Raw genomic sequence first — 17,893 nt, 5'->3', positions numbered from 1 at the left:
AGATCGGACGTCGGACGGCCATCACACCGACGCGGCGCGGTTCACCGCCTGCGCGGCCGGATGGACGTGAACGGGTGCGGCTTGCGGCTGCTGGCCCGGTTGCGGTTGCTGCTGCTGCGGCTGGCCGGGCGGGCGGGCGCCGGAGAGCGCCGCCAGGACCTGGTCGCGCGGACCGTCCATGACGAGGCGACCGGTATCGACGACAACGATGCGCGACACGAGTTCCAGCACCGCCGGACGGTGCGTGACCATGATCAGCGTGCAGTCGCCGGCGGCGTCGCGCAGCTGACGGAGGAAGGCGATCTCGGACTGCGCGTCCATCGAACTGGTCGGCTCGTCCATCAGCAGGATCTGCGGTTTGGTGACGAGACTGCGCGCCAGCGCCACCAGCTGGCGCTGGCCGCCGGACAGCAGCGAGCCCATCTCGCCCACCGGCAGGTCCCAGCCCATCGGATGACCGGCGACGACACGGTCCAGGCCGGTGAGCTTGGCGACCTCGACGAGCCGCTGCGCATCGACGTGGCGGCCCATCAGGACGTTGTCGCGCAACGTGCCGTGGAACAGCCGCGGCTCCTGCGACACGAAACCGACCTTGCTGCGGAATTCCGCTGGGTCGACCTGGCGCAGGTCGATGCCGTCGATCTCGACGTGGCCCTCGGTCGGCTGATAGAGGCCGGCCAGCATGCGCAGCACCGTCGACTTGCCGCTGCCGATGCGGCCCAGGATCGCGAGTCGCTCGCCGGGTTGCACGCGCATCGTGACGTTGCGCAGCACCTTGGGCGACTGCGCGTCGCCTTGCGCCGGGTACGAGAAGCCGATGTCGTTCAGGCCGATGCGGCCGGTGATCTGGTTCAGCGGGACGTAGTTGCGGGTGGAGTCGCGCTCCACCGGCGCGCTCATCACCGAGTTCAGCGACAGCATCGCCGCGCGGGCGCCCTGGTACCGGGTCGCCAGGCTCACGAGGCTGTTCAGCGGCACCGTGGCGCGGCCGGCGAACATGACCGCGCCGATCAGCGCACCGGCGCTGATGACGCTCTCGTTGATCAGGTAGACGCCCCAGACCAGCATCACGAGGTTGATCGCCTGCTGCATGGTCATCGAGATGTTCATGCTCCAGCTCGCCATCGTGCGGGCCTTGAGCGCGGACTCGGCGACGATGGCGGTGCTGTGCTCGTAACGGCGCAGGAAGCGGCCTTCGGCACCGGTGGTCTTGAGGTCCTCAAGGCCTTCCAGCGCCTCGACCAGCGTGCCGTGCAGGTCGGCCGCCTCGGTCATGTTGGTGCGCATTGCACGGCGCAGGTAGCCCTGGATGCCGAAGCTCATCAGCAGCATCAGCGGGATCGCCGCCATCAGCACCCAGCCCAGCGGGCCGCCGATGATGAAGGTCATCGCGACGAAGAGCACCACGAACGGCAGGTCCGTCAGCACCGACATCGTGGCCGAGGTGAAGAAGTCGCGGACGACTTCCACCTGCGCCAAATAATGCGCGTAGGAGCCGGCCGATGCGGGGCGGTGCTCCATCCGCACGCCCAGCGTCTGGCGGAACAGCTTGGCGCCGACGATCAGGTCGGTCTTGCGGCCGGCGAGGTCGATCAGGTGAGCCCGCAGCTGGCGCGCGAAGAGGTCGAAGACCAGCGCCAGGCCGGCGCCGACGGCCAGCGTCCACAGCGTGACGAAGGCCTGGTGCGGGATGACCTTGTCGTAGATGACCGAGGTCACCAGGCCCGACACCATCATCAGCACGTTGCTCAGCAGCGCGGCGAGCATCGCCGACCGGTAGTACGGGATGAAGCGTTTCAGCGTGCCGAACAGCCAGTGCGAATCGGCCTGCAGCAGCGGGGTGTCGTCTTTCGCGCCGGCGATCGGCTTGGCCTGCGAGACCTCCTGGGGAGCGATCGCGAGGATGAAGCCGCTGTACTCCTGGTCCAGCTCGGAGGCCGGGGCGACGCAGCTGGCGGCCTCGGGGCCGGGGAACACGACCTCGTAGCGGACCGCGCCCGAACCGTCGTCGTCCAGGCGACGCACCAGCACGCAGGCGTCGCCGCCGTTGAGCAGCAGCACCGCGGGCAGCAGCAGCTGGTTGATTTCCTCGATGCCCTTGCGGAGCAGGCCGGCGTTGTAGCCGGCTTCGCGCATCAGGCGGATGGCCTGATCGGGGCTGAGCGCGCCTTCGACGGGCGCGCCGGCACGCAGCGATTCGACCGACCGGGCACGGCCATGATGCTGCGTCAGCCAGGACAGGCACTGCAGCAGCGGATCGACGGCCGGCTGCTGCGCCAGGTCCGCGAGCGGGTCGTGCGGCGCGTCCGGGATGCCGGGCGCACGCTGACCATCTTCCGCGGCCAGGCGCAGGCCGGGGCCGCGGGCGCGCTGGTCACCGTCGAAGAAGGGGTCGTGCGGCCGGTTCATTGATCAAATCTTTTCAGTTTCAGCCTCGATGCGCGAGGGCCAATTGCTCGAATTCGCGCTCGATGTCACGAACGATCGCCGGCATGTCGAAAAGTGCGCTGTTGCGCCCTTCGTCCCGCAGGTAGCGCTTGTAGGACTTCGCACGGCCAGGATTGAGGCCGATCTGGATGGCGCGCTGGACGTATTCCTCGACCGAGAAGGTGATCAGGTCCGGCAGGCCCACCGCCGTCAGCAGGCTGCCGCACATGCGGGAGATGTAGCTGCGGCCGGAGCGGGTCAGGATCGGGGTGCCCATCCACAGGCAGTCGCTGGCGGTCGTGCCGGCGTTGTACGGGAAGGTGTCCAGCACCAGGTCCGGCAGCTGGAAGCGCGCCAGGTAGTCGGGCGGCGCCACGCGCGGGGCGAAGATCAGCCGCGATGGATCGACGCCCGCGGACTCGGCCTCGCGCCGCAGGTTGGCCTTGGCCCACTCGTTGTCCGCCAGCAGCCACAGCACCGAGTTCGGCACGCCCTGCAGGATGCGCATCCAGGCGCCGAACACCTCGGCGTTCATCTTGTGGTTGTTGTTGAACGAGCAGAAGACGAAGGCGTCCTCGGGCAGCTCGTACTGGGCGCGCGTGGGGGTCGCCCCGATCTCGCGCTTGCGGTCGCTGACCTGGTAGCAATGTGGCAGGTAAATGGGCTTTTCGCTGCAGTACGGCAGGTATTCGGCCGGCATCGTGAAGCGATCCGCCAGGATCCAGTCCACGCCGGGCAGCAGCGAGGTCGCCGGCAGGCCCAGGTAGCTGACCTGCACCGGCGCCGGCCGATGGGCCAGGATGTTGGGGCGCGCACCGCTGGTCAGGCCCTGCAGGTCGACCAGCACGTCGATCCCCGCCTGCGCGATCAGCTTGGCGGCGGTGGCATCGTCCATCGCGTTCAGGCGCCAGACCTTGTCCATGGACATCAGGATCCGCTTGCGCAGCGCGGTGCCGTCGTCGCGGCTCCAGTCGAAGGCATGGATCTCGAACTTCTCGCGGTCGTGCAGTTCGTACAGCTCGGCGGTCAGCAGGCCGACAGCGTGCATGCAGAGGTCGCCGGACAGGTAGCCGATCTTGAGCTTCCCCTGCTGGCGCGCGGCCACGGAAACAGGATGGCGCCAGAGAGCCTCCTTCTGCTTCGTCACCTTCTCGTGGACGAAGCGCTGCGCGGCGCCCATCTGCAGGGCGGGATCGTCGGTGGCGCTCAGCGTCGCCAGCAATGAGGTCGCAATGAGCAGCTTGTTGTGCGTAACTTCCCCGAACGGCTCGTAAACCGGCCACTTGCACTGCTTCTGGCGGATGTGCACGTAATGCTGCATCACGTCCGTCTGCTCGGGGTTGAGCGTGAGGCTGCGCACCATCAACGCTTCCGATTCGTCGTAGCGACGCTGCACTTCGAGCAGCCGGGCTGCGTTGTTCAGGGCGTGCGTGCGCAGGCCGGTCTGGTCGGCACCGAGGGCCTCCATCGGGCCGGCGCCTTCGTACACCTCGCGCCAGGCGCCGAGGGCCTCGTCGACACGCCCGAGGTGCTCCAGCTGATGACCGAGATTCAGACGGGCCTGGGCGAAGGTCGGGCTGATCGCCAGCGCCTGGCGATAGACCTGCTCGGCGCGTTCGTGCTGCTGGATGTTGCCCAGCACGGTGCCCCAGTTGTACAGCGCCACCAGACGCGCGGCGGGCGGCTGGCCCTCCTGCGCGAGCCACGTCTCATAGAGATGGGCGGCGGCATCGCCAAGATTCTGGCCCTGGAAGAAATTGCCGCGGTCCATCAGCTCCGGCAGCGGGAGCGAGCCCTCGCGGGCACGGGTCAGCAACTGCTCCCATTCCTGGGCCAGCGGGGCGGGAACGCTCAAGTTCGGCATGCTGGGGTGGGCGATGTCCATGTGATCGGGCTTTCGGGGCACGGTGGAGCGATCCGGCGGGCACGGCCGGACGTGCCGGCTCGGGCCCATGGGCCGCCTGTACGGGATTGTGTCCGTGCGTTCCCGGAAGCATCCCGGCAAATGGACGGTGCCGACCACCCATTTCTCCGCCTGGGATCTCCGCCCTGGGCGCGCCGCGGACACCGGCGACCCGCCCATTCAGCCCTTTATCGGCCGCCGGAGTGAGAACTTGAGCACGATTTGAGGCCCCCGTCACCGCCTTATTCGAGCTTCTTGTTACATGGCCGACTTCCACAATCGTCTCGCGATCCGGGCACTCAGAAGTCCGGACGCCGCGCGATAGAGCAAGCCCGCAAAGGGACGTCGAGGGACGCGCGTCCGATCAACCAGGACAAGAAGAACGCAGCCTATGAAAGCGATGCCGAGTCTGTCCCGTTGGGATGAGATCGTCGAAGCGGCGGAAGCGGTGGATTCCGTGGCGCCGGACGATTTCGAGACGCGGGCGGTGGAGACCCAAACCTGGACAGAACCGGCGGTCCGCCCCGGCGGTGCCGGCGGCGCGGCGATGAACGATGCGCCGACGCGGCGGCGCAACGGCGATTCCATCTTCCAGAGCCTGATGCGGCTGTGGCCCGGCGAAGGTCGCCGGCCCCAGGCCAGCGCCCGGGCGATGGCCCGGCTGCGCACAGCCTTCCGCGCCAGCGTCACCGACCTCGCCGACGATGCCGATGTCGACACGCAGGAGCGCGTGCGCGCCCTGCTCCGGCACATCGTCCATGCCCGCCATCCGCAGGACCTGTGGCACCTGCGGACGGCGATCTACACGGAAGTGGCCCGGTGCGTCGACCAGGCGGAAGCCGAGGCGCGCCTGATCGCACTCAACCGGCAGCTCGAGCAGGGGAAGGGCCTGCTGCGACGCCTGCTCGGCTGATTACTTCGGCTGACCCAGGAAATCCATCTTGCCCAGCGGCACGCCGGCGTGGCGCAGCAGCGCGTACAGCGTGGTGGCGTGGAAGAAGAAGTTGGGCAGGTTGAAGAAGCGGGTGAAGTCCTGCCCCTGGAACTGCAGCGGCTCCTTGTCGCGGCGCGGCACGCTGACCGCACGGGTCTCGGAGCCGTTGATCTGCTCGGCACTGACCGACTTGATGAAGTCGCGCGTCTTCTGGATGCGCTGGATCAGCTCTTCCAGCGAGGCTTCGCTGTCGGGCCAGCTCGGCACCTCGACGCCGGCCAGACGCGCGACGCCGCTCTTCGCCGCATCGCTGGCGATCTGGACCTGGCGCGGCAGCGGGAGCATGTCGGGCGCCAGGCGCAGCGTCAGGTAGACCGATTCGTCGAAGCCCTTGGCCAGGGCGTGATCGCGCGCGGTGCGGATCCAGGTCTGCATGTTGCTCAGCATGCGGTCGAACACCGGGACGGTGGCGGCGTACATGTCCATGGGAGTCTCCTTGTCTGGGATGGGGGGATGCGATGCGGGCGCGATGCTAGTGCCTGTTCCGATCTGTTGCACGACGCTCGCCCAATGGCCTTGGGGCGACCGTTTCAGGCGAGTAGGATCGGAGCCCGCACGCCTATGAACATCATCATCCTCGACGCCAATACTCTCCTATGAAAATCCTGCAACTTTCCAATAACACATACTGAAACTCATACTGGACCGTGACGTCAAATGCTGGATAAATACACAGCATGACACTCACGACGCAACCGAATTGGCAGGATCCACGGCCCTGCTGGCACTGCCACTGGTTCGGCTACCTGATGGCCGAGAACCCACACGGCCAATGCCAGAAGCCGACCAACGTCCCGATGATCACGAGGCCGGCCCAAGGCTGCGCGTTCTGGCGGCGTGAGCCGGGCGTTGATGACGGCGGTGCTCCCGCTCCGCTGCATCCTGACGATCCAGCACGACGGGGGTTCGACCGCGAGCGCGAACGGCTGGTCAAGATCACCGCCCTGGGCGAGCGAGCGAATCTGAAAGGGATGAACCTGTATCCCGAGTGCATCGATCGGACTGGGATCCTGGTCCTTGGCAACCACCTACTGCGGGGTGATGACGCAGCGCAAGCCGACGCAGCAATCGAGCGTCTCGGCGTGAACGCGGCGATCCGTGCCGGGAGGCTCTGACTCAATCGCCCCAGCGCACCGAGCCGCGGAACAACGGCGGAGGTAGTCCTTTTCGGCGCGGCGACATCGGCTTGTAGCTGATGCAGCGGAAAGTGCCGGCCCGGCGTTTGACCATCACGCTGAAGTGCGGGAACGGCCCCCAACGGCTGGACCTGACCGCGAAGTGGCAGACGTGCCTGCGGCGCAGTCGCCACCACGCTCGAACCGCCCAGATGAAGCAGTTCGAGCGCATGGCGTCAGCGGGCCAGGTCCCGGATCGTGTCGTCCTTCGTCTTGTTCGCCCGCGTGGTGCCGAACTCGAAGCTGAAGACCTGATCCACCCATCCCAGCGCCCGACCCATCACCAACGTAACCGTCGCCTTGACGAAGTCGTTGGCGTTCGAACTCCAGACGGTGACGGTCAGACAGATCAGCACCAGCAGCACGGCCACCGCGACGAGCAATGAGGCCCGGTAGTTCCGGATCCCGGCCTGCGCCAGCGCCACGTCGCGCGCCCGCGCATTCTGTGTATCGGCCAGGAACAGCCGCTCCAGCTCGGTATCGTTCTCCATCACCCGCTGCTGGAACTGGATCTGCAGGGCCTTGTCCGCTTGCAGGGCCTCCAGCATCTTCTCCGGATCGCCGGACAGGCCCGTGACCTGGCCGGCGATGTCGACGACCTTTTGCGCGCCGGCCGCCGCGTTGTCGCTGCCGGTGATCCATTTCACGATCTTCGGCGCGAACTGCGCCAGGCCCATGGCCAGGGTGATGGGGTCCATGTCAGTTGTCCTCCGCGGCGTACCGCAAGTTGGCAGCGACCCGGCGAATCCACCCCCTGCCGAAGACATCGAAGGTCGAGAGCTTCGTGTAGAACTCCTGGCGCTCGGCGTTGAAGAGCAGTACCAGGTCGGCGGTGTCGGCGCGCCCGATGGCGGCCAGCGTCATGGGGCCGATGTGGCCATCGTCGGCCACCTTGGCGGCGCGCTGCATCCAGCGCACGGCGTTCTCGACCCCGTGATTCACCGCGGCGTCCAGCGCCTGGAACACGAACGCGCGCGGCAGCTTGTCGCCCTGCACGCGGTTCCAGAAGTCGGCGCGGTAGATCTCGATCGCCTGCGGCCGGGTCAGGTTCTTGATGTCGACGCCGGGGTAGCTGCGCTTGGCGATGCCGAACTTCGTTTCGCCGCCAGGGTCTTCCGGATGGTTGACGTAGCCGCCCTCATGCCCCAGAACGCGATCGATGAGCGTGTCGAAGAGGCTCATTCATCCAACTCCATGTCCTTGCTCTCGACAGGCGCACGACCGGCCCATCGCTTGAGTTTCAAGCCCCACGCCGTTTCCTCACGCCACCACTTGCGCAGCAGGTAAAGGATCTGAAGGATGAAGAGCAGGCCCGGGAGCACGACCGACGTCCAGTTGATGTTCTTCAGGAGGTCGGTCGACCACGCCATCACGCCGCCGGCCGGCACTGTCTTCGTCGCCAGTTCAACGACGATGTCCTTGGCTTCTTGCCGCATCAGGACACCTTCACGATCGAGGCCCGCGCGATCGAGACCTTCGCGCCGCCCGCGCCGCTGAACTGCGCGAACCAGTTCATCGTGATGCTGGTCAAGGCTGTGGCGTTTGCAGGCAGACGCACCGGCGGCGTCTTGAGGTGCATCTCGTACGACGCGCTGCCGGTTCCAGGCAGCGTGAGGCTCACGGGGTGCATGGACCGCGAGCGCGTCGGCGAAGCTGGAGAACCTCCGGTGTAGACCAGCACGACTTCGCACGACACCGAGATCAGGTTTGTCGCGTTCTCCACCTTGACTGCACACTCACCTTGCACTGCAGTACCGGCGCCAAGCTGCGCGAAGGTCACACCGCTGACAGGAAGTGCGAGCTGGAACTGATCGCCAGCCGCGGCGGCGGTGCAGTCCAATACCTGGGCATTGCCGATCGAAGTCACGCCGTCGCCGATAGGGTCTGCGAATGCCGGCGCGGCGACCACGGATGCGACCACGCTGCCCGTACCCGCGCTGCGGGAAACGGTCGCCGTCGCGAGCTTGGTGCCGGACACACCGGTTCCAGACGCCGCGTCAGTTGTGCCCTGGAATAGGCCATCGGAGGCGGACAGGAAATTGAGCGACCGCGTATCGCGCTGAAAGCAGTCGTTGCGGCTCGACACCAGAGTTCTGGAGGGAGTGATGAAGGGGCGAAGCTGACGAACCACCTCCAGTGCCTGGAGGAAGGCACCGGCCGTCGCCCAGTGAGTGGTGTCGACGTACAGCGACGCCTTGCCGTACCCCTGCTGGACTGTCGGATCCACCAACGCGGCGAATCCATCAATGAAGAAGACGCCCTTTCGCACGGCCGCCGCTGCCTTGAGTGCGCGGTTGAGCCGGATCACCAGCGTGTTCTCTGGCGTCCCCTCACCCGAAGAAGTCTGCTTGGGCGAGATAGACAGGTACACCACCCGCGCGCCGCTCGACAGAAACCGATCCCACGCCGCAGTGAGGTTCGCCAGCGTTGTCGCATACGCCAGGTCAAGGTCACCGCCATAGACAGTCGACTGCAGCGTCACGTCATTGCGCCCGCCATCCATCAGAACCCACTTGACGCCCGCGGCGAGGAGGTCGTTCTGACGAGCAAGGATCTGGCCGCTGTACTCGCCGGAGACGCCGCCCGCAAATCGGATGTCCCATGGCTGCCCCAGCAGCGCGTTGGCGATGGTGAAGACGCCGCGAGGATTGAATGCGCCCTGCGGCTGGGCAGATGGATCGCCGTAGATCGGCGCGTCAGTCGTGGGGGCGCAGTACTCCAGCGCCTCAAGCGAGTCGCCGTAGAGGCCGGCAGCCCGCTCACTGGGAGATCCGGCCCCGCCGATCGTTACCTCCGACGCGCCGCCGTAGATCTTCTGGATCGCCTGGTCGATCTGAAGCGGGACGAGGCGCCCCGGCGCACTGGCCGCATCAGGATCAATGGCCCGCCCCTCGCCGACTCGTTCCTGCCCGAACTGGTCCGGGACGGTGTAGGTGCTACCGCGAACGGCAGTGCTGGTATCGGGGAGCCGGAAGCTATCGAGGGCTGTGATCCGCATGGCATTGGTCCGTGAGTGCAACTGCACGCACGATGCCGACCACGCGCACCAAAACTAGGGCAAAAACTGGCGCGGCCTCAAATCCCGAATGGTCACTCGCAGAGCTTGGGATGCTCCACACAACGTGGATCGCGGGCATCCACGTGCTCATCTTCGTCATTACCTCCGCCACCACAGGCGGCAAGGCAGACGCACATTGCTATGAGGAACAAGCGCTTCATGGGGTCTCCAGGTTGCAGATCCTTGAGGCTAGAGATCGTTCGATAGCGCGGCCACCTCAATCGGCGGGAGGAATGCGATCAGCGCGGTCAGGAAGCCACAGGGGCGAAAGGCCAAGAGACTGCGCGCGGGAAGCCCGGCTGCTGAGGTACATCGCGCAGGGCTTGCCAGTAGTCGCGCCACTCCTGCGGAACTGGTTGTCCGAAGTCCGTCGCGCGCTCGCGCACCCAACTGGTCGATCGCATCAGCGCGTCGCGCTTCTCTCGAACCATTTCCGCAAGAAGTTCATCGTCAGGGCCGGGCGGCGTGTACGGCAGCACGTCCATGGTCGTCGGGTCAAAGCGCTGCGTGTAGGGATCGATGGGCACGCGCGTGGCGCCGAAGCCAGGCGGGGTGTTCGCCGCCGCGGCGGCCTCGTGCGGCAGCAGCATCGATCCCAGCGAGCAGACGCCGGTCGTGAGGTTGTAGAACCACCACTCCTCACTCGGAATGCAGTCCGGCGGAGGTGTCGTCTCCGCGTCCACAACCTGATCGACGTTCGTCACTTCCGCATCGCTCATCGCTTGATCACCTCAATTGCCATCTGAGACAGGTACGCGCGCGGAGTGCTGCCACTCGTAACCACGCGCTGCCCTTGGAGCTTGAACGTGTAGGTCACGCCGGCCGTCGCCGTCACGCTGGTGTTGGCGCCACTTCGACCCTGGTAGAACGTCCCGGTAACGGCGGTCTCCGGCACGCAGCTCGCGATCAAGTTATCCCCTCCCCGCCAGCGGAATAGGCCCACCGCATGCGAGCGCCGTTGTCGAAGTTGATGTTGCAGTCCACTAGAGCCGCGAACTTCAACGTGGCATTGACTGGCGGCGTGACGGAGAAAGTCCGCAGGTCGTGGAAAGCGCCGTCATCAGCTACCGAAGGCCCACCCAGATCGATGTTGTCCTGGTAGACCTCCGTCGCCGCCTGGTTCACAAGCTCACCGGTGCCGACGCTGCCGGTGCCGACATACGGTTGCCAAACACCACCGACGTACTGGAACGCCTTCCCGGTGCTGCTGTTGATCCAGATCGCGCCATTTACCGGCGACGTCGGCAGTGTCGACTGGTAATAGACGTTGTTCGTCGTCGCGTCATTCGAACCAAGATAGCCGTAGTCATACACGGAGCGAGCCCCGGCACGATCACCACTTACGATGAATGCACCGTTCGACAACTGAAAGGTTGATTCGCACCAACCGCCAGGGTCATCGGCATATTCACCACCATAGTTTTCGAACCCATTCCCCTCTCCACATCCGGTCACGGCAATGAGGGTGTAGGCGCCATGGGCGTGGATCCTCCGTTCGAAGATCGCCGAGCTGGCGCCGTTCGCCTTCATCGCGGCCACCAGGGCTGGGGTCAGGTGGTTTGTGTAGGGCTCATCGTCGGCGAAGGCGACAAGGACCATGTTCCGATACGTCGCGCTGGTCGCAATCGTCGTCAAGTCAGCTGCCATGGCGTTCGCATTTGCGGAGCTAGCGTATACGTCATAGGCGGCATTGAACTGCAGCACACCCGCACGGTCGTAAACCTGGGCCCGATATGACCTCGCAGCAGATGCGCCGGGCATTTGAGTTCCCGTGTCTCCGTCGTAGATCCCGGATCCGAAGCCTGATGGCGCGTCAGTCGTGACGGACCACAGCCCACGCGACCGCACAACGAAAGTCTTCGGGCGATTCGCCACCCCGACCCAGTCGGCAGTCGTACCCAGCGCCGCGATGACGTCCGGCACCCAGGCCGAGCTGAGCATCGTGGCGCTGAGAATCCCGGGTGGCGATCCAGGCGCGCCGGTGTCGGGGCCTCCCGTCTGGATCAGGCCAATGACGTAGTGCGCCGCCGTCGGCGTGAACGCCACCCACCCGCTGTTGTTGTCATATTGCCAGCCACCGTTCACCTTGCGGGCCATTGCCCATGGCCGAAAGTCTGGGATGGTCGTGCTGAAGCCCAGACCCGCGCGGTCCCAGACAATGAATGCCGACACAGGCCCCTGACCAGTGACCAGGCTACCCTTGGGTACGTTCACCGACTCGCCATTGAGAAGAATCGTTCCGTTGATGTCGGCGGGCGCGCCCGCAGCATCACGGCCATGGATATAGGCTTCGCTGTAGTTCGTGGTGCCGGCGAAGTCGTTGACGTTGATCTTGATCGCGAGCGTTGAGCTGGGGCCGCCGACGTTGTCAGGTGTCACGGTGAAATCGACGGTGGACGCAGTCCCGACGTTGTTGCTGGTGTCGACATCACGCGCTCGGATGCGAAGCGCCCCAATCACCGGGTTGTTCCAGGTCGCACCCGACCTGTCGGCGACCGCCTGGATCAGGTTGTACGAAGCCCCTCCGTTGGTGCTGTACTCGTAGATCGTGTCGGCCCAGTCCGCTTCCGTCGTGGGCGTTCGGGTGAGCACCAGGGCGCCGAGCACACGAGTCGCGGCGAGACCGGTCACCGCTGCCGGCGGCTGCGACTTGCCGAGCACCTGGTGAATCTTCACCAAGCCCCACTTGCCGCCCACCAGCTTGTTGCGGAACCGGACGGTGAAGCCGTAGATGCGACCGTCCTCCAGACCAGTGAGGTAGACCTGCGTATCGATGCCCGGCACCGTCGCGACCTGCCAGTCCTCCGGCACCTTGTCGAGCGTGCCGTAGCGGATATCCACGGCGCCACCGTTCTGAACCGCTTCGTCAGCCGCCTGAGTCCACGAAACAAGAACACGCGAGACGACAGTCCCGTCGGACTGGACGAAGAGGTGCGACGTTCCGCTCTGGATGACGAGCCCCGTGACCGCCGGAACGATGAACGGGCTGGGCAACGAGGAGTTGGGCAGCGCGTCGTCGCGCTTGAACTCCGCGTCCGGATCGAAGATCTCCGCGTTGGTGGCCTTCATGCTCAGGAAGCAGCAGGACTTCTCGAAGTCCAACTCCCACCCGATGCATCGCATCGGCTCATTCGAGAGACCGATCTCGGGAATGTTCACCGTCCAGTTCTGTCCGACTTTCACTTGCAGACCACGCAGGTTGCAGGGCAACGTGTAGGTCTTGGCCGCCCGAGCATCCTTGAGCATGACGCTCGCGACGTGCGCGGCATGATCCGAGTCCGTGACGCCCTCGAACGGCATCTCCTCGGGATACTCCTCGCCGTCAACCGCGATGTACGCATCCGCCGCAACACGCGGAATCGGCGCGATGATGTACCGATTTGCAGCGTTGGCGATGCTCGGAGTGATCACGTTGACCAGGTCTGCCCGTGCGGCGTCCTTGACGATGTCGATGGACGCTTTATCGCTCAACCAGTCTCCAGTGATCGTGCCCACCGGAAGCGAGTAGGCGCCTGCTCGGATGGATAGCAGGCCGCCCGGCCAAGCGAAGTCCCCAGCCATGGATTCACAGATCGCGGAAAGCGTTTCCAGCGGGTTGGCCTCGGTGCTGCACACGATGCCGCACGTGTACATTGGCCGGTTCGTGATCACCTCTTCACCGTCGCCATTCACGCTCTTGAAGGCGTGTACGACATCGCAGGCATTCGCTGCGGCAATGAAGTCCCCCGCGACCAGGTCCGAAGGGTCGCATCCGCCACCGTTCGCATACAGCGACCAGTCGCGTGCGATGAGGGCGTTGTTCTCGCTCCAGGCCGTGACGCCAGTTCGCGGGTCGAAGATCCTCGCGCCACGGAAGACCGCCGTGATCGGGTTGGGAACTCCGTTGGGGAATGCATCCTGGTCGTACGCCAATTCCACCAACAGGCAGGCCATGCCGGCGAACCGATGGGCACCTGGAACGATCAGGTCCGGGAAGCGTGTGGCGAGGGCAGCGGACAGATCCTGACCGCTGCCGCCGTTGTATACGGTCACCACTGCCCGAGACTTCGCCTCCGAGACTTGGTAGACCACCCGCCGCGGATTCACCTCGGAGCCGGGCGGGAAGGTAACGACGGCCCCCGCCACGGTCACGGAGATCTGTTCATCCCCGTCGGAGGTCTCCGCCATCGCCCACACCGACCCCGCGATGGGAATGTCTGGCAGCGCAACACTCGTGACACCAATTCCAACAGGCTGTGTGAAGGTGTTGGAGACGTCCACTCGCCATGGCTCGGTCACCACCTGGCCTAACCCGTCGAGGGTCAATTCGGTGTCCACGAACATCACCGTCTCGACCCCATCGATCTCGTGCCCACAAAGGGCGATGACGAGCGTGTAGAACTGCTTCTTGTCTCCCCACGTCGCCTTGAACACGATGCCATCGACGTTCCGCACACGCCCATAGCAACGCGTGCGCGGCTGGTCGACTGTGGCCGTCATGACCAGGCGGTCCTGCAGTGCCGCGTTGTATGCGTCGCGCCCCTTCCGGCGCGCCCTGCTCGCCTGATACTGGCTGATGCCGTAGGCCACGGTCACCAGGATGAACGACGCGAGCGTGATTGCCCCCGCGTAGAGCGCAATAGCAGCAATGATGACCGGCGGCATTAGAAGCACCTCCAGGCCATGACCGCCACATTGATGCCGAGGCGCTCCAATCCATTCAGGCCGGGCGCCAGCCACACGGCGCCGCCGCACAGCGCGAACGATTCCCTGCCATCGATCTCGATTAGTCCGACATCACCCACCTGTGCCTGCATCGGATGGATCTCCATGCCGAACCGACTTGCGCCAATGGTTCGCATGCCGCCGAGCTTCTTCACCACGCGAGCCGCCCCGCGCTCGTTCTTGTATCCCCGCACATCGGAGGCCGGGTCGTGGCCGGATATTTCCTTGATGGCGTCGCACACGAACAGCGCGCAGTCATGGTCGCCCCAGGCAAAGGGCGCCCTCTCGCGCGACTGAACGAAGGCGGCGATGCGGCTCTGCCAATCGCGAAAACGCTGCACGGTCACCGCTTGAACCATTCGCGACTCGGCCACGTGTCTTCCTTCTGACTCTGATCAATGAGGTATTCGAGGCACCGATCGCCGGGGTACAGCCTGCGCTGATCGGCGTCTGTATAGCGCAAGGGTTTGGGTCTCGCGTACGAGACCGCGCGGTGCTCGGCTGTCGCTGCGATCGAAGCCGTCTCGGGCCCGTAGCTCACCGGCATCTGATCGAGCTGCCCCCCCCACAGGGGAAGCATCTGTACGAGGGCCATCGTGTCGGGATGCATGATCCCCATGTACATGTTCACGCGCTTGCCCCTGATTTCCGTCGACAGCGCGAGCCCGAGGTATTCGTTGGGCACCGCAGGCAGCGAGAACTGCAGCTTCTCCGCTTGACTGGAGCCCTCGGCGACGGCCTTGATCTGGAGTTGACTGACGCCCAGCCACGTGTGGCCGCCGAAGTCGATCGGCACCTCGGCATTAGAGAGGTACAACGGCACGTCCAGCAGCATCTCCAGGAAGACGGCCGCACCCAGTCGGTTGCCAAGTAGGGCGATAGCCTCTGGGGTCAGGTCACGCCCGCTCACGCGTACACCTCATCCAGCTCGTGAGAGAACGCGTCCATGACGCCGGGCGCATAGGACACGCTACTGGCGTCCGCGGGAATGATGAAGAGTGCTGTAGGCCGATCCCACAGGACCGCGGTTCCCGCCGCCGCCGCCTGGCGCACCCGATGAACCGTCTCAACGGTGAGCACGCCGCCTGAGGGCTGAGCGGACTTGAACGCTTGGTGCAGTTGGTTCCCGACCTTGAAGAAGTCGCCGGCCTCAAGGGTGCCGGTGGTAGCGATGGCGATCTGCCGATCACCGCGCGCGATGGCAGCGTTGAGCGTCGGTGAGCCGCGCATCGTTCCGCGAGGCACCGGGCGCACGAAGTTGTACACGCGCAGCCGCTCGACGCCGCCGACCATGCGTGCGAAGAACGCCTCGGCAGGGCCGCCATCGTTCTTCAATCGAGCGGGATAGGTCACGCTGACCTGCCACCGCTCGGCGGGAAACTCGATGGCCTCCACAGATCCGGTCGTGGGGCTGCGCGACTGGATACCGCGCTTCTTGCTCGTCCACACCATGGACTGAGGCTTGAGCCAAGTCGGATGGTCTTCCGTCGCCATCAGTCGTCACCCCAGAGCTTGTTCTTGCGCTGCTGGCGCGCCTGCCCTTCCGACAGGATCTCCTCCTTGATGCGGGGAATGAGCGACATCAGCTCGTTGCGCGTCACGCCTGCGGCGATGTTGAACACGATCGTCGGGGCCGCCTGCTGTGCTCCGGCCGCGGCGACGCCAAGCTTTCCGTCGGGACCGCGATGCAGCGGCATCACGGCCTCCGGGCCGGCTTCACCCATCACGCCGAGTTGGCCGCCGCCGAAGCTGAAAGCCGTCGGAGAATTGAAGACGCCGCCAGCGGCGAACGCGGTGATCACACCGTTGGGATCGAAGGCATTCCCCTTGGCGCTTGGCGACGCCCCGCCGAAGTACTGACCGAGGTAGCTGAGCCCCTGACCGAAGAGTCCACCGACGCTGCCGGTCTTGTCATAGTCTCCGAAGAGGGTCTTGCCGAGCTGCGCGGAGAGCGCCTGAGCCGCCATCTTCTTGATGAGATTGCCCCACGAATTCAGGATGCCGTTGAAGTGGCCGTCGAGGACCTGCTCAAGGTTCTCTCCCAGCTCGCTCTGAATCGTTCGAGCTGCCTGCTTGGCGAACTCTCCCATCTCGCTTAGCTCCTTGCCTGCCACCTCCTTGATGCCGGCAATGCTCTTGACGATTCGCTCCAATTCCTCTTTCGTGTAGTTGAAGTTTCCGCTGGCGATCTGCGACTCCAGAAGGTTAGTCAGCTTGATCTTCCGAGCCTCTTCGGCGCGACCCGAAAACTCCTCCAACTGTTCCGTCAAGGATTTGAGTTCAGCCGCCCGTTCTTTCTCGATTCGAATGTTGTCTTCGGTGATCGCCTGGTCCTGCTTTGCGACAGTCACCTTTTTTGCCATCTCCAGCACCAACTCTCGGACCTGCTCGATCTCGCCAGTGGTGCCAAGGCTCTTTAAGAAGAGTCGCGCCTGCTCGACCGCTGTCAGCTCCTGTTCCGTGGTGAGTTGGCTTTGCAGTTGCTGCACGTAGCCCGCAAGAGCCTGGGAAGCTCCGTCGATCTCTTCGCGCTTCGGAGTCGGTGTCTTGGCCGGGAGCACGCCAACCGACGGTTTTGCCTTGCCGCGGCCCTCGTTCGAATAGTCCTCACCGCTTACCCCGGCGGCGAACCTCTTGTATTCGGTGTCTGCTTCACGGAACTTGGCCTTCGCGACCTCAAGCTCCGTCGTTATTTTTTCGATCTCGGCGGCAACTTTCTCCGGCTTGCCGAAGAATCCGATTCCGCCAGCTTGATCTGCCTTCAGCCTCTTGAGGTAGGTGTCGAGCTTGACGACCTCGCTTGCCACACCAGCCAACTCGCGCTTCTTGTCGAATGACTCGCCGAAGCCGAGGGCGTCCAAAATGCTGCCGCCAACCCCGCGCTTGTTCACGCGATCGAACAGCGCATTGAGCTGCGGAAGCACTTCGCTCCCGATCGTGCGCGCAAGCCGCTGACTGTTTGCATCCAGTGCCGACAGCTGCTTGTTGAAGTCCTCGGCCGCCTTGGCTTGTTCATCCGTGACCGTGGCGTTCTTCTTGCCCTTCTCCGCCAGGTCATTCAGGAACGGCGCCACTTCACGCAGCGATCTCCCAAACAGCTCTTGCGTCACTCGTGCCTTGTTCCCATCGTCCGAGAATGTCGCCAGCGCACGCGCAACCTTCTCCAGAGCGTCAGCGGGATCGAGCGCACGAAGCTCCTTCGCGCTGAGTCCGATCGCCTGCAGGACCTTGGCCTTGTCGCTGCCAGGGTCTGCCTCGCCTAGAACTTGGTTCAGCTTGACCAAGCTGGTTGTCACCGTCTCCAACGATCCGCCGGTTCGAACCGCTGTGTCTTGCAGCGCACTGATGTTCTCAATGGTCGAGCCAGTGATGTCCTTTACGTCGTTCAGCGCATCAATGCTTTGTGCCGTCGACTTGATGAAAGCCGTGAACGTGGTGGCTGCAAACGCGCTGCCAAAGAGCGGACCCAGGCGCGCGAAGGCTGCGTTGAGCGACTCGCCCTTTTGACTCACCTGTCCGAGCGAGTTCTGAACACCCTCCAGGACTTTGCGGGCGCGGTCTTCAGCCGTTACTACGATTTTTGCTTCGTTGGCCATCTCGAATCACCTGCATCAGTTCGATCACCAGGGTCC

General features: G+C 64.8%; 16 protein-coding genes. 2 read left to right on the top strand and 14 right to left on the bottom strand.

Annotation, left to right across the window (positions count from 1 at the left end; genetic code table 11):
- Positions 1–21: 21 nt before the first annotated feature.
- On the bottom strand, positions 22–2,409 hold the full coding sequence (locus ACFJIX_RS18080) for a type I secretion system permease/ATPase (protein ID WP_377153379.1): 2,388 nt from the start codon (positions 2,407–2,409) through the stop codon (positions 22–24).
- Between the two features lie 19 nt (positions 2,410–2,428).
- Complete coding sequence (locus ACFJIX_RS18075) at positions 2,429–4,282, bottom strand: tetratricopeptide repeat protein (protein WP_377153377.1); 1,854 nt, start codon at positions 4,280–4,282, stop codon at positions 2,429–2,431.
- Between the two features lie 439 nt (positions 4,283–4,721).
- Here ACFJIX_RS18075 and ACFJIX_RS18070 point away from each other — a divergent pair, with 439 nt between their 5' ends.
- Entirely contained in the window at positions 4,722–5,243 is a 522-nt protein-coding gene (locus tag ACFJIX_RS18070) for a hypothetical protein (protein ID WP_377153375.1), read from the top strand.
- On the opposite strand, the gene ACFJIX_RS18065 is transcribed toward ACFJIX_RS18070, so the two are convergent.
- Positions 5,244–5,750, bottom strand: coding sequence for a DUF1993 family protein (locus tag ACFJIX_RS18065; protein WP_377153373.1), 507 nt, complete (start codon positions 5,748–5,750; stop codon positions 5,244–5,246).
- Positions 5,751–6,001: 251 nt separating this feature from the next.
- On the opposite strand from ACFJIX_RS18065, the gene ACFJIX_RS18060 reads away from it, so the two are divergent.
- Complete coding sequence (locus ACFJIX_RS18060; protein ID WP_377153371.1) at positions 6,002–6,439, top strand: hypothetical protein; 438 nt, start codon at positions 6,002–6,004, stop codon at positions 6,437–6,439.
- Positions 6,440–6,675: 236 nt separating this feature from the next.
- Here ACFJIX_RS18060 and ACFJIX_RS18055 read toward each other — a convergent pair whose 3' ends face one another.
- The 11 genes from ACFJIX_RS18055 to ACFJIX_RS18005 all read right to left on the bottom strand — a co-directional run bounded on the left by ACFJIX_RS18055 (position 6,676) and on the right by ACFJIX_RS18005 (position 17,857).
- Positions 6,676–7,197: a hypothetical protein gene (locus tag ACFJIX_RS18055; RefSeq protein ID WP_377153369.1), complete on the bottom strand. Its 522-nt coding sequence runs from the start codon at positions 7,195–7,197 to the stop codon at positions 6,676–6,678.
- A 1-nt stretch (position 7,198) separates the two neighbouring features.
- On the bottom strand, positions 7,199–7,681 hold the full coding sequence (locus ACFJIX_RS18050; RefSeq protein WP_377153367.1) for a glycoside hydrolase family 108 protein: 483 nt from the start codon (positions 7,679–7,681) through the stop codon (positions 7,199–7,201).
- Positions 7,678–7,935 (bottom strand): hypothetical protein, encoded by a 258-nt coding sequence (locus ACFJIX_RS18045; RefSeq protein ID WP_377153365.1) that lies wholly within the window; start codon positions 7,933–7,935, stop codon positions 7,678–7,680. Before ACFJIX_RS18045 ends, ACFJIX_RS18050 begins: the two co-directional genes overlap by 4 nt.
- On the bottom strand, positions 7,935–9,497 hold the full coding sequence (locus ACFJIX_RS18040) for an SGNH/GDSL hydrolase family protein (RefSeq protein WP_377153363.1): 1,563 nt from the start codon (positions 9,495–9,497) through the stop codon (positions 7,935–7,937). The genes ACFJIX_RS18045 and ACFJIX_RS18040 overlap by 1 nt, the downstream gene beginning before the upstream one ends.
- 92 nt (positions 9,498–9,589) lie before the next feature.
- Positions 9,590–9,718 (bottom strand): hypothetical protein, encoded by a 129-nt coding sequence (locus tag ACFJIX_RS18035; RefSeq protein ID WP_377153361.1) that lies wholly within the window; start codon positions 9,716–9,718, stop codon positions 9,590–9,592.
- Positions 9,719–9,805: 87 nt separating this feature from the next.
- A complete protein-coding gene (locus ACFJIX_RS18030; protein ID WP_377153359.1) occupies positions 9,806–10,276 on the bottom strand; it encodes a tail fiber assembly protein in 471 nt (156 codons plus the stop codon).
- A 187-nt stretch (positions 10,277–10,463) separates the two neighbouring features.
- Positions 10,464–14,201 carry a hypothetical protein gene (locus ACFJIX_RS18025; protein WP_377153357.1) on the bottom strand — a complete coding sequence of 1,246 codons (3,738 nt, stop codon included), beginning with the start codon at positions 14,199–14,201 and terminating at the stop codon, positions 10,464–10,466.
- Positions 14,201–14,635, bottom strand: a complete 435-nt coding sequence (locus tag ACFJIX_RS18020) for a DUF6950 family protein (protein ID WP_377153355.1) — start codon at positions 14,633–14,635, stop codon at positions 14,201–14,203. The genes ACFJIX_RS18025 and ACFJIX_RS18020 overlap by 1 nt, the downstream gene beginning before the upstream one ends.
- On the bottom strand, positions 14,605–15,171 hold the full coding sequence (locus tag ACFJIX_RS18015) for a hypothetical protein (RefSeq protein WP_377153353.1): 567 nt from the start codon (positions 15,169–15,171) through the stop codon (positions 14,605–14,607). Before ACFJIX_RS18015 ends, ACFJIX_RS18020 begins: the two co-directional genes overlap by 31 nt.
- Positions 15,168–15,755, bottom strand: a complete 588-nt coding sequence (locus tag ACFJIX_RS18010; protein WP_377153351.1) for a hypothetical protein — start codon at positions 15,753–15,755, stop codon at positions 15,168–15,170. Before ACFJIX_RS18010 ends, ACFJIX_RS18015 begins: the two co-directional genes overlap by 4 nt.
- Positions 15,755–17,857, bottom strand: coding sequence for a phage tail tape measure protein (locus tag ACFJIX_RS18005; RefSeq protein ID WP_377153349.1), 2,103 nt, complete (start codon positions 17,855–17,857; stop codon positions 15,755–15,757). Before ACFJIX_RS18005 ends, ACFJIX_RS18010 begins: the two co-directional genes overlap by 1 nt.
- Between the last annotated feature and the right edge of the window lie 36 nt (positions 17,858–17,893).

The organism is Roseateles sp. UC29_93 (genome assembly GCF_042695725.1).
GTDB classification, from domain to species: Bacteria; Pseudomonadota; Gammaproteobacteria; order Burkholderiales; family Burkholderiaceae_C; genus Roseateles; species Roseateles noduli_A.
This window is presented reverse-complemented; position numbering and strand designations above follow the sequence as displayed.